Raw genomic sequence first — 13,139 nt, 5'->3', positions numbered from 1 at the left:
CGCTTGCGCGAATAAACGGCGGCCGGCGCAAGCCGTCCACCATGGCCTAATCCGCTGCGCCGTTCTTTTGCGCTTCCAGCGTTTCCCAGCGGGTGAACGCCTGTTCAAGCGCCTCCTCTGCCCGCGCGATCGCGATCAGTACCGGCTGCGTCGTCTCATGGGGTTGGCTGAAAAAGTCCAGTGCCACCATTTGCGCCTGCAGTCGGCCTATTTCCTGCTCAAGCGTCTCGATCTGCCCCAGTAACGTTTCCAGCTCCCGTTGCAGGTTATAACTGAGTTTCCCCCCGCCGCGTTTGGCAGAAGATGGAATGGCGCCGGTGGCGGGTGCCAACGCCTTTTGCGCCGGAGCCGGCTGTGCCCTTAACGCACGGCGATTGCTGCGCTGGTGCTGGGCGTCAAAATAGCCGCCGACATAACGCTCAATGCGCCCTTCCCCAGTAAAAATCCAACATTCGGTTACCGAATTATCGACGAACTGACGATCGTGGCTGACCAGCAATACGGTGCCCTGATAACTGTCCAGTAGCTCTTCCAGCAGTTCCAGGGTTTCGACATCGAGATCGTTAGTGGGTTCGTCGAGGATCAGCAGGTTGCTGGGATTAAGAAACAGTCGCGCCAGCAATAACCGGTTACGCTCGCCGCCTGAAAGCGCCTTCACCGGCGTCATCGCCCGCTTCGGATGAAATAAAAAGTCCTGCAGGTAGCCCAATACGTGGCTCGAGCGACCGTTGACCATCACCTCCTGCTTACCCTCGGCCAGGTTGTCCATCACAGTCCGTTCCGGATCCAGCACTGCGCGATACTGGTCGAAATAGGCGACTTCCAGCTTGGTGCCGCAATGCACACGGCCGCTGTCGGCGCGAAGCTGACCCAGCATCAATTTCAGCAACGTGGTTTTACCGCAACCGTTGGGGCCAATAAGCGCGATTTTATCCCCGCGCTGCACCTGGGCGCTGAAGTGGCTAATCAGCGATTTACCTTCAATGCCATAACTGACATCGTCCAGTTCAAAGACGATTTTGCCCGACCGCGCCGCCTCTTCCACCTGAATCTTCGCGCTGCCCATCACCTCGCGCCGTTCGGAACGCTCTTGACGCAGCGCTTTCAACGCGCGCACCCGCCCTTCATTGCGCGTGCGCCGGGCTTTAATCCCCTGGCGGATCCACACCTCTTCCTGCGCCAGTTTGCGATCAAACTCGGCGTTTTGCAGCTCTTGCACCCGGAGTTCTTCTTCTTTCCCTTCCAAGTATTTGTCATAATTGCCGGGCCAAGAAACTAGTTTGCCGCGGTCCAGATCGACGATGCGGGTTGCCATCGCGCGGATAAACGACCTGTCATGGGAGATGAAGATAATGCTGCCGGGGAAAGTCTTCAGGAATGCTTCCAGCCAGTCGATGGTTTCAATATCCAGATGGTTGGTCGGCTCATCCAGCAGCAACACCTGCGGCTCGCACACCAGCGCGCGACCCAGCGCCGCCTTGCGCAGCCAGCCGCCGGACAGCGACGCCAGCTGGCTGTCGGCGTCCAGACCAATCTGCGCTATGACCTCATAGATGCGTTTTTCCAAATGCCACAGGTTCTGATGGTCGAGAATTTCCATCAGCCGGCCCATTTCCTCCAGATTTTTTTCGCTCGGATCCTGTTCTACCTGTTGGGAAATGGCGTGGTAGGCTTTCAGTATCTGCGCCTGCGCCTCAACGCCTTCGGCGACGAAATCAAACACGCCGCCGGTGACGTCCCTCGGCGGATCCTGCTGCAAGCGGGAGACAGCCACGTCCTGCTCGAAAATCAGTTGGCCATCGTCAAGTAGCACCTCACGACTCAAAATTTTCATCAAGGTGGATTTACCGGCGCCGTTGCGCCCGACAAGGCAGACGCGCTCGTTGCGCTCGATATGCAGCTCGGTGTTATCCAGCAGCGGCGCATCGCTGAACGACAACCAGGCGCCGGAAAGACTAATTAATGACATGACTTAAAGGTGTCCTTGTCCGCATGGCTTATCAGCCAGCAGAGATGAATTTGGCGGTTGTGGGCAAAGTCAGGTGAACGGGTGCGATCGGTTATCGACTGCGCCCGCAGGCCCAGCGCGGCCAGACCCGCCTCATCCAGTTGGAAACCGCGTTTGTTATTGGAGAACATGAGGGTGCCGCCGGGGCGCAACAGCCGTTTAAGCTGGGCCATCAGCGCCAAATGATCGCGCTGCACGTCAAAGGTGTCGGCCATGCGCTTGGAGTTGGAAAAGGTCGGTGGGTCGATAAAGATAACATCGAAGGTTTCCTGCGCCATCGCCAGCCACGCCAGGCAATCAGCCTGTATCAGCCGGTGCTGACGTCCCACCAGCCCATTGCTGCGCAGATTCTTCTCCGCCCACTCAAGATAAGTGCGCGACATATCGACCGACGTGGTGCTGCACGCGCCGCCAATGCCGGCATGAACACTGGCGCTACCGGTATAGGCAAACAGATTGAGGAAATCTTTGCCGCGGCTCATCTCTCCTAACATTCTGCGCGCGATACGGTGATCGATAAACAGTCCTGTATCCAGGTAGTCGGTCAAGTTGACCCATAATTTGGCGCCATACTCCTCTACCAGCAGAAATTCGCCCTTCTGTGCCAGTTTTTCATATTGGCTTTTGCCTTTCTGCCGCTCGCGCGCTTTCACCACCAGCCGGCTGGCCGGTATGGCTAGCACCGCCAGGGTAGCGTTAATTACATCATATAACCGCTGCCGCGCGCGCTCAGGGTCAACGCTTTTCGGCGCGACATACTCCTGAATCACCACCCAGCTGCTGTAGCGATCGATAGCGACATTGTATTCCGGCAGATCGGCGTCATACAGCCGGTAACAATCGAGCTTCTCCCGCTCGACCCATTTTTGCAGCGAACGTACATTCTTGCGCAGGCGGTTGGCGAAATCGGTGGCGATTTGCCCTTCCACCGAACCGGGAGCGGTGGCGGTTTCCGCCAGCAAATAATTTTTCTGCTCGCAGTCCAGCGGGCCGTTTTTAGCACTAAAACTGCGCTCGGCACGCAGCATCAAGGCGCCGAGCAGCGCCGGCGAAGCGCTGAACAACGACAGCCGCCAGCCACCGAACTGGCTCTTCATTACCCGACCGAGCTGGTTATGCAGGGCGATAAGCGCCGGTTCACTCTCCAGCCGTTCACCGTAAGGTGGATTGCTCACCACGGTCCCGCGCTGCCCCTCCGGCAACGGATTAATCAATTGGGCTACCTCCCCAGTCTGGAAGGTTATCAACGCAGCTACGCCGGCGCGGCGGGCGTTATGGCGCGCCTTTTCCAGCACGCGGCCATCGATATCGAAGCCGTAAAAACGCGAGGACGTTTGCGCCAGGCCTGTTTGAGTCCGCGCGCGCGCTTCGTCCAACGACTCTTGCCATTGCGCCTCATCATGCCCGGACCAGGCAGAGAATCCCCAATACGGCCGCGTCAGGCCGGGGGCGCAATCGGCTGCAATCATCGCCGCTTCAATCAGTAGCGTGCCGGAGCCGCACATCGGGTCCAGCAACGGCGTGCCGGGCTTCCAGCCGGAGCGCAACACAATGGCGACGGCCAGGTTCTCCTTTAACGGCGCCTGACCGGCGGCACCGCGATAACCGCGCTGGTGCAGGCTGCTGCCGCTCAGGTCGAGGGACAACATCACCTGATCACGGTGCAGATAGGCCTGAATCCGGATATCCGGCTGCTGACGGTCAACATCGGGACGGCGGGCGCCGTGGCGGGTAAAGCTATCAACGATGGCGTCCTTGACCTTCAGCGCGCCATACTGGCTGTTGCGTATTGCCGCGTTAGTGCCGCTGAAATACACGGCGAAACGTTTATCGACCGTGAACAGTGACGGCCAATCCACCGCCTGCACGCCACGATACAAATCGCCATCGCTGCCGACGCTGAACACGTTTAACGGCAGGACAATGCGCGAAGCCAGACGACTCCACAGCAGCGCGCGGTAAAGCAAGCGGCTATCCGCCTGGAAGTGCACACCGCCTAACGCGACTTTGCACGACGCGGCCCCCAGGGTTTCCAGCTCACTTCTTAACAGTTCTTCCAAACCTTGTGCCGTGGTGGCAAACAGTGAATTCATCTGGTCACTTATTATTAATTAAAAAGAAAATCGATGCTCATTATAGCCAATCCAGACCCATTGTCATAAAGTTGACCGTCATCACAAACGACACGGAGGCAGAATGAGTATTTTATCGCGTTTATATGTGCATCCGGTGAAATCAATGCGCGGCTTGCAGCTGTCGCATGCTCTGGCCGGCGCCAAAGGGTTGGCGTTTGATCGCGTGTTTATGCTCACCGACGCCGACGGCACGTTCATCACCGCCCGTCAGTATCCACAGATGCTCTTATTCACCTCGGTGGTGCTGCCGGGCGGGCTGCACCTTACCGCTCCCGACGAGCAAAGCCATCACGTGCGCTTTGCCGACTTTTCCGCGACGGCGCAACCGGTGGAAGTCTGGGGGAATCATTTTAACGCTTATACTGCGCTAGAGACCATTAATACCTGGCTTTCAGGCTATCTTGATCAGCCGGTTACTCTCTGCTGGACGGGCGAGCACAGCCACAGCAGGGTAAAACGCTTCCCTACCATCCCGCTCTCGTTCGCCGACGGATATCCCTATTTACTGATAAGCGAAGCGTCCTTTTTGGATTTACAGCGCCGCTGCCCCGCCGGGGTTACTCTGACCCAGTTTCGGCCCAATCTGGTGGTGACCGGGACCGAGTCATACGCGGAGGATAGTTGGCATCATTTGCGTATCGGCGAGGTTGAGTTTGAAGTCGTGAACCCCTGCAGCCGCTGCGTCCTGACCACGGTCAATGTCGAGCAAGGAAACAAGCATCCACAGGGTGAGCCGCTGCGCACCTTACAAGGCTTTCGCAGCGCCGATGATGGCAATGTCGATTTCGGCCAGAATGTCATCACCCGCACGACGGGGATAGTGCGGGTGGGCGATAACGTCGAAATCCTCAGCACCCGCAAACCACATCGCTATCAGGCCGGCAGCCCGTCTGTCGCCCCCACGCCGCCGCACTGGTGACCATTGAGTATCAAGGCCGGCGTTTTACCGGCAACCAACGGGATATTTTGCTGGAGCAGCTGGAGCTGCAGGGAATACGCATCCCCATCCCCTATTCCTGCCGTGCCGGGATTTGCGGCACCTGCAAGGTGAAATTACTGTCGGGTGACGTGGCGCCGTTAACCGGCAGCGCAACGGCCAAGGCGCCGTGGATATTGTCCTGCAGCTGCATTCCGCGCTGCGACGTGCAACTGGAATAACCAGCCGGGCGGTCACAAACCGCTTAGGCTTGCGCCGGCCTAGACCGCGGTCGCGTAGTGCAAATCGTCCTGACGCGACACCGGCTGCAGCCGGTCATGCATAATCTTTATCGCGTCACCGAGGGCCATCCGGTGGCCGGCCAGCGTCAGACCGGGCTGGGCTGGGCCAGCACGCACAGGCTGGCGTTGTCGCCCGCCTCCGCCACCAGCAAACGCGCCCGCTCACCGCCGTCGCTGACGCACACCTGCACGCTATCGCCCCCCCCCCCAGGGATTGCCAGGCCTCTTTGTGGTACTGCGTTTGGAAGTGCCAGCTCTTGGGCATTTGCGGTTTTAAAAAGCGCAACGCCACCAGCGCATTGAGCACCATTTCAGCGCGCAGGGCGTCGTTGAGCAGCAATGCACGGCTTTTATCCTAGAATTGATAATAAAGCGCCGCGTCGTCAACGCAAAAATGCGTGCGCTCAAACGCATCGGGGGTCAGCATTTTTGCACAAAAGCGCGAGCGGAATACTAAACCCTCCGACAGGTCAAGCATCATACGGTCATGTTCAGCATCGAAAAACCAATGCCAGTTATCGCCAGGGGTGATCTTCATCCATTTACCTTTTATCACGTCGCCAATTCAGGGCATGGTTGCTATCCGGCAAGCGTCACCTGAGGGGCCGGAAATTTAATTGTTCTTAAATTAGCAGTAAACGAATAAAAGATAAACAAGACTGGAGAAGAAATATAGCTCCAGCCCGCATTATTTTGTCAAGATTGGCTAAATATCGCTGACAATATCCTTTATCAAGCGCGGCCCGTGGAAAATAAAGCCCGAATAGATCTGAATAAGCGAAGCGCCAGCCGCCATTTTTTCCCTGGCCGCGATGAGCGAGTCGATACCGCCGCCCCCAATAATCGGTAATTTACCTTGTAACTCAGCAGACAATTGTCGGATAACTTCGGTGCTGCGCAATTGCAGCGGTCGGCCGCTCAACCCGCCGGTCTGACCACAATGATTCATGCCCTGGACCAGCACGCGGCCGGTGGTGGTATTGGTAGCGATGACGCCGTCGATATTATGACGCACCAAACTATCGGCGACCTGGATCAATTCCGCCTCGGTCATGTCGGGAGCTATTTTTACCGCCACCGGCACATATTTGTGATGGTAGGCTTGCAGCGCCACCTGCTTATTTTTTATCGCCAGCAACAGATCATCCAGCGCTTCACCAAATTGCAGGGTGCGCAGGCCGGGGGTATTGGGGGAAGAAATATTCACCGCGATATAACCGGCATAAGGATAGACCTTCTCCATGCAGGTCAGATAATCATCTTTGCCTTGCTCGACTGGCGTATCTTTATTTTTGCCGATATTGATGCCCAGCACGCCGCCGAAATGGGATTTCCTAACGTTCTCCACCAGGTTGTCTACCCCGTGGTTATTAAAGCCCATGCGATTTATCAGACCGCCGGCTTTCACCAGACGGAACAGACGTGGCTTTTCATTACCGGGCTGCGCGCGGGGCGTGACCGTACCTACCTCGATAAAACCAAAGCCCATGGCGCCGAGCGCGTCAATGCAATCACCATCTTTATCCAATCCTGCGGCCAGCCCGAGCGGATTTTTGAAGGCGATGCCCATGCAGTTGACGGTTTTTGTCGGTACCGATTGGCGCACCAGCCATTCCAGCGGGGTGCCGGTAATACGTTTAAGCTGCTGAAAGGTTAATTCATGGGCCCGTTCTGGGTCGAGCTGGAACAACGCTTGCTTGATAAGCGGGTATAACATGAGGTCTCCTGATTCCTGGTTACAACCGGTGCGGTATTATCAATCATCGGCGCAGGAAAGGGAATCGATGATAGACCAAAAAAGGGCATCCCGCCGGATGCCCTTCAGACGCTACCGAATGCGCACGTTCACTGTCCCAAACGGCGCCGCCAGGACGCCAACGCCCGTTAGTTGCGAATACCGCCGTAGGGGAATCCCTCCCCCCGCGTTAGCGCCGCTAAAACAATGCGGCGGCGTACGTGCCTCAAGAGAGATTCGGCCCGCGTCATCCGCCCGCTGCGGCTTACGCGTCGGCCAGAGCCTTGCTTATTTTCTCAAACAGATCCCCGGACAAGTTTTCCAGCGCTTTCAGACGCTCCAGCGCCGCACGCATCAGCCGCTGACGCGGCAAGTCATAGCGTTTGAGCCGGATAAGCGGCTCAACCATACGCGAAGCCACCTGGGGGTTACGCGTATTCAATTCGGTCAAGATCTCGACCAAAAAGGCGTAGCCGCTACCGTCAGCCACGTGGAATGCCGCCGGATTATTGGCGGCGAAGGCGCCGATAAGCGCCCGGACACGATTGGGGTTGTTGAGGCTGAAAGCGCGATGGGTGAGCAACGATTTCACCTGATCCAGCGCATCCGCCGCCGGACTGGTGGCCTGTAGACTAAACCATTTATCCATGACCAGACCATCATGGTGCCAACGCTCATCGAATTCGGCCAGCAGCGTCGCCTGACAGGGCAGTTGCGCCGCCACCGCCGCCGTCATTGCCGCCAGCGTATCGGTCATATTGTCGGCCTGATGATATTGTTCGGTGGTCAAACGTACCGCACGATCGCGATCGCCAAACGCCAAATAGTACAGGCAGCAGTTACGCAGCGCGCGCAGGCCGATATCCCGGTGATCTACCCGGTATTCCTCGCTGGGACTGGCGCGGTAAACCGCCAGCAACTCATCATTCAGTTCATTCGCCAGACAGCTGGTCAGCGCATCGTGAACGTAGTGAATCGCCACCGGATCCACGCTATCAAACAATCCGGCCATTTCATTCTCGCTGGGCAGCGTAAGAATCTGTGCTGCCAGAGCCGGATCCAGTTCAGGATCAAGCAAAATACCGCGGAAAGCGTCGGCGACATGCAGCGGCAGAGTCAGCGGCTGTCCCTCCTGATAGCGAGCCACGTTTAAACGGATGTAAATAGACAGCAGGCTTTGCGCCGCATCCCAGCGGGAGAAGTCGCTGGTGGCAAAGCGCATCAGCGTAATCAATTGCTGGTCGCTATAGGGATAATCCAGTTTTACCGGCGCGGAAAACTCGCGCAGCAGCGAGGGAATCGGCAACGACGGCACATGATCGAAAATAAAGGTCTGTACGCTTTCGGTCACATTCAGCACCGGATTCACCGGCGCGCCGGCATACTGAAGCGGAATAAACCGTCCCTGGCTATCGTACAATTCGATATTCAGCGGAATATGCAGCGCCTGTTTTTCCGGCTGGTCCGGCGTCGGCGGCGTCATCTGCGTGATGTGGAGGGTGTATTGCTCAAGCTCGGCGTTATAGTCATCGCGCACCGTTACCAGCGGCGTACCCGACTGGCTGTACCAACGACGGAACAGCGCCAAATCGATCCCGGCCGCCGCCTCCATAGCCACGACGAAATCCTCGCAGGTAGCGGCGCTGGCGTCGTGACGGGAAACGTAGCGACGCATACCGGCCTGAAATTTCTCTTCCCCCAGCAGGGTATGCAGCATACGAATGACTTCCGCGCCCTTCTCGTACACCGTTAAGGTGTAAAAGTTGTTCATTTCGATGACTTTATCGGGGCGGATAGGATGCGCCATCGGGCTGGCGTCTTCAGCAAACTGCGCGCTGCGCATGACGCGCACATTATTGATTCGATTCACGGCGCGTGAACCAACATCCGAGCTGAACTCCTGATCGCGAAAGACCGTCAGCCCCTCTTTCAGACTGAGCTGAAACCAATCGCGGCAGGTGATGCGGTTGCCGGTCCAGTTATGGAAATATTCGTGGCCGATGACTCGTTCGATGTTGAGATAATCCACATCGGTCGCCGTTTGCGCCCGGGCCAGCACATACTTGGCATTGAAAACGTTGAGTCCCTTATTCTCCATGGCGCCCATATTGAAGAAATCGACCGCCACTACCATATAGATATCCAGGTCGTACTCAAGACCAAAACGGGTTTCATCCCAGCGCATGGCGCGCTTGAGGGAGGCCATCGCCCAGTCGGCGCGATCCAGATTGCCGCGATCGACAAACAGCTCTAATGCCACCTCCCTGCCGGAGCAGGTGGTGAAGCTATCGCGCAGCACGTCAAAATCGCCGGCCACCAGCGCAAAAAGATAACAGGGTTTCGGAAAGGGATCTTCCCAGACGACCCAATGACGGCCGTCGCCGTTATCGCCGTAATCACTACGGTTGCCATTGGAGAGCAAAAAAGGATAGCGTTGCTTATCCGCCAGAATACGCGTAGTGAACCGCGCCAGCACGTCCGGGCGATCCAGATAAAAAGTAATATGGCGGAACCCTTCCGCCTCGCACTGGGTGCAAAGCGCCTCGCCGGAAAGATAGAGCCCCTCAAGCGCGGTATTATTGGCAGGATGAATTAGCGTCTTGATGATCAAGGTAAAGGTGGCGGGCAACTGCTCGATGACCAAGCCGGGCGCATCCAGACGATAATACGCCCATTCCTGACCGTCCACCCGCAGACTTATCAGGCGTAAATCTTCGCCGTTAAGCAGCAAAGGCGCGCCGGCCTGGCCCTGACGCACGACGGTGCTGGTTGCCGTGACGGTGGTATTCTCGGCCTCGAGATCAAAATCCAGGTGAATATCGGTAATGGTATAGTCCGGCGCACGATAATCATGGCGGTATTTGGTTTGTGGCTGTTGCGTCATAGTTAACCTTTTGGCATCAGTGTCGATTTCTGCCGTTAAGTCTATTCCTGTTAGCGGCAGGTTGCCATTGTAAAGCCCGGCAAGCACGCTAAAATGCAACGTTCGCTGAAAATTAGCGCGAGCTGCAGGAAAAACCTGGCATTTTGCCGGGCGAATAGCCCGCGGGACAGCACATTTGGTCCTCGACGTTATCACGCCAACTATGCCCTGATGTGACTACACTGATAGGATAACCGCGGCTTTTCATGGCCGTTACCCCTTTATCCGACTGAGAACACATGTCGTAAGAGGATGCTTGAACGCACCGTGAATGTTGCCACCGATCCGATTTTAACGTCGATACTCGATACTGATGCCTACAAATTCCATATGCAGCAGGCCGTGTTCCACCGTTACCACGACGTCATGGTAAGCGCGAAATTTCGCTGCCGGGGATACGAGTTGCTTGGCGAATACGCCGCCGACATCAGTGCGCAGGTCGACATGATGCGTGGCTTGCAATTGAATGACGATGAATTTACCTATCTGCGCGGTCTGCCGTTTTTCCAGAGTGATTACCTTAATTGTCTGCGCCAGTTCCGCTTTGACCCAAGTCAGGTTCGGATACGCAATCATCACGGCAAACTTGATATTCGCATCACCGGTCCCTGGCGCGACGTTATTTTGTGGGAAGTGCCGCTGCTTGCGGTCATAAGCGAAGTCGTGCACCACCGCCGTTCGCCACAGGTAACGACGGCAGACGCAGTAGCGCGACTGCGGCAAAAGCTGCTCCATTTTCGCCGCATCAGCGAAGATTTGGACACCTCCCGTTTCCGGCTGATGGATTTCGGTACCCGGCGGCGTTTCTCGCGTCAGGTGCAGTTTGAAGTTATCGCCGAATTGCAGCGGGAATTTCCTTATCTTATCGGTACCAGCAATTACCAGTTGGCGCGGGAACGGGGCTTGCCGCCGATTGGTACCCAGGCGCATGAATGGTTTCAGGCCCATCAGCAGATCAGCCCGGATCTGGCGAATAGCCAGAGCGCCGCGCTGCAGGCCTGGCTGGACGAATACCCCGACAGGTTAGGGATCGCTCTTACCGATTGTATTACCATGGATGCGTTTTTGCGCGACTTCGGGCCGTCTTTCGCCCGTGCCTACCAGGGCATGCGCCACGATTCAGGCGATCCGGTAGAATGGGGCGAGAAGGCGATTGCGCATTATCAGCAGCTGGGTATCGATCCGCTCACCAAAACGCTGGTGTTCTCAGACAGCCTCGATTTTGATAAGGCCTTCATGCTTTATCGTCATTTCTGGCAGCGCATCAACCTGGTGTTTGGCATCGGCACGCGGCTGACGTGCGATATCCCCGGCATTAAGCCGCTTAACATCGTTATCAAACTGGTGAAATGCAACGGTAAACCGGTGGCTAAGCTGTCGGACAGCCCCGGCAAAATCATGTGTCATGATAAAGCCTTTGTCCGCGCCTTACGTAAAGCGTTTGATGTGCCACTGGTGGTGAAAAAGGCCAGTTGAACTAGCGCCAGGGCGCGAATACGCCTCCCCCTTTCCCGCGATTTGTCATGACCGTCCTGCAGTGGTCATGACACCGCCGCCGTTTCCTTCGCGCAATAATCGCGTAAAGCAAGATTGCTGCCAGAAACATGCGATTTCCCCTTGTGGTCTTGCCGCCGCCAAGTAACATATTATGTTATGGTACGTTAGCGGGCCAAAAGCCTTTTCCTATTAACTGAGTAAGAGAGTATTTTATGAGCGTAGTGCCTGTAGTCGATGTACTGCAAGGGCGCATGCCGGCTGACAGTGAAATCACTGTACAGGGTTGGGTGCGTACCCGCCGGGATTCCAAAGCCGGAATCTCCTTTCTTGCCGTCTATGACGGTTCCTGCTTCGATCCCTTACAGGCTGTCATTAATAATACTCTGCCGAATTATCAGAACGACATTTTACGCCTGACCTCGGGTTGCTCCGTGTCGGTGACCGGTCGGGTGGTCGAATCCCTGGGCGGTGGTCAGCGTTACGAAATTCAGGCCCAGGCAATTGAAGTGCTCGGCTGGGTGGACGATCCGGACACCTACCCCATGGCAGCCAAGCGTCACAGCGTGGAATATCTACGCGAGGTCGCTCATCTGCGGCCGCGCACCAACCTTATCGGAGCGGTGGCGCGGGTGCGTCATACCCTGGCGCAGGCCATTCACCGTTTCATGGACGAGCAAGGGTTTTTCTGGGTGTCGACGCCGTTGATTACCGCTTCCGATACTGAAGGCGCCGGTGAAATGTTCCGCGTGTCCACCCTCGATCTGGAAAATCTGCCGCGCACCCCCGACGGCAAAGTTAATTATGATGAAGATTTCTTCGGCAAAGAGGCCTTCCTGACGGTTTCGGGACAGTTAAACGGTGAAAGTTACGCCTGCGCTTTGTCGAAAATCTACACCTTCGGCCCCACGTTCCGGGCGGAAAATTCCAATACCAGCCGCCATCTCGCCGAATTCTGGATGGCCGAGCCAGAGGTCGCGTTCGCTACCCTGGACGATGCCGCCGGTTTAGCGGAAGCCATGCTTAAATATGTGTTTCAGGCAGTATTGACCGAGCGGGCCGACGATATGCAATTCTTCGCCGAGCGGATCGACAAAGAGGCAATAAATCGTCTGAAACAATTTATCAGTGCAGATTTTGCTCAAGTCGACTACACCAAGGCGGTAGAGATCCTGCAAAACTGCGGTCAGACTTTTGAAAATCCGGTTTCCTGGGGCATTGACTTATCTTCGGAACATGAACGCTATCTAGCGGAAAAACATTTTAAAGCGCCGGTGGTGGTGAAAAATTATCCCAAAGATATCAAGGCATTCTACATGCGGATGAACGACGATGGCAAAACCGTCGCGGCCATGGATGTTCTGGCGCCCGGCATCGGTGAAATCATCGGCGGGTCACAGCGTGAAGAGCGTCTGGACCGGCTGGACCAGCGTCTGGCGGAAATGGGACTTAATAAAGACGATTACTGGTGGTATCGGGATTTGCGTCGCTATGGAACCGTTCCGCATTCAGGTTTTGGATTAGGTTTCGAGAGATTAATAGTGTATGTCACGGGAATGCAAAATATTCGTGATGTAATACCCTTCCCGCGAAGTCCACGCAATGCCAATTTCTAAAATCCAGCAT

Annotated in this window: 6 protein-coding genes and 2 pseudogenes; 3 read left to right on the top strand and 5 right to left on the bottom strand. The window is 56.2% G+C overall.

From position 1 onward, the window contains the following. Positions 1 to 46: 46 nt before the first annotated feature. The gene (locus SGP1_RS08770) at positions 47 to 1,969 is read right to left on the bottom strand and encodes an ABC transporter ATP-binding protein (protein WP_011410881.1); all 1,923 of its coding nucleotides are present in this window, start codon (positions 1,967 to 1,969) and stop codon (positions 47 to 49) included. After that, positions 1,960 to 4,101, bottom strand: a complete 2,142-nt coding sequence (gene rlmKL / locus SGP1_RS08765; protein ID WP_011410880.1) for a bifunctional 23S rRNA (guanine(2069)-N(7))-methyltransferase RlmK/23S rRNA (guanine(2445)-N(2))-methyltransferase RlmL — start codon at positions 4,099 to 4,101, stop codon at positions 1,960 to 1,962. Before rlmKL ends, SGP1_RS08770 begins: the two co-directional genes overlap by 10 nt. A gap of 103 nt (positions 4,102 to 4,204) precedes the next feature. On the opposite strand from rlmKL, the pseudogene SGP1_RS08760 reads away from it, so the two are divergent. Next, a pseudogene (locus SGP1_RS08760) lies at positions 4,205 to 5,301 on the top strand (YcbX family protein). Between the two features lie 39 nt (positions 5,302 to 5,340). Here SGP1_RS08760 and SGP1_RS08755 read toward each other — a convergent pair. The 3 genes and pseudogenes from SGP1_RS08755 to pepN all read right to left on the bottom strand — a co-directional run bounded on the left by SGP1_RS08755 (position 5,341) and on the right by pepN (position 9,980). Then, positions 5,341 to 5,899 (bottom strand): annotated as a pseudogene (locus SGP1_RS08755) (cell division protein ZapC). Positions 5,900 to 6,067: 168 nt separating this feature from the next. Further along, positions 6,068 to 7,078, bottom strand: a complete 1,011-nt coding sequence (gene pyrD, locus SGP1_RS08750; protein WP_011410878.1) for a quinone-dependent dihydroorotate dehydrogenase — start codon at positions 7,076 to 7,078, stop codon at positions 6,068 to 6,070. Between the two features lie 283 nt (positions 7,079 to 7,361). Next, positions 7,362 to 9,980, bottom strand: a complete 2,619-nt coding sequence (pepN, locus tag SGP1_RS08745; RefSeq protein ID WP_011410877.1) for an aminopeptidase N — start codon at positions 9,978 to 9,980, stop codon at positions 7,362 to 7,364. Positions 9,981 to 10,271: 291 nt separating this feature from the next. On the opposite strand from pepN, the gene pncB reads away from it, so the two are divergent. Together pncB and asnS are read left to right on the top strand one after the other, a co-directional pair. After that, positions 10,272 to 11,495 (top strand): nicotinate phosphoribosyltransferase, encoded by a 1,224-nt coding sequence (pncB, locus tag SGP1_RS08740; protein WP_041866795.1) that lies wholly within the window; start codon positions 10,272 to 10,274, stop codon positions 11,493 to 11,495. A 233-nt stretch (positions 11,496 to 11,728) separates the two neighbouring features. Then, positions 11,729 to 13,129: an asparagine--tRNA ligase gene (gene asnS, locus SGP1_RS08735; protein WP_011410875.1), complete on the top strand. Its 1,401-nt coding sequence runs from the start codon at positions 11,729 to 11,731 to the stop codon at positions 13,127 to 13,129. Positions 13,130 to 13,139 lie beyond the last annotated feature (10 nt).

It is taken from the genome of Sodalis glossinidius str. 'morsitans' (assembly GCF_000010085.1).
GTDB lineage: Bacteria > Pseudomonadota > Gammaproteobacteria > Enterobacterales > Enterobacteriaceae > Sodalis > Sodalis glossinidius.
Note: the sequence above shows the minus strand (reverse complement) of the source record. Positions and strands in the feature narration are given on the sequence as shown.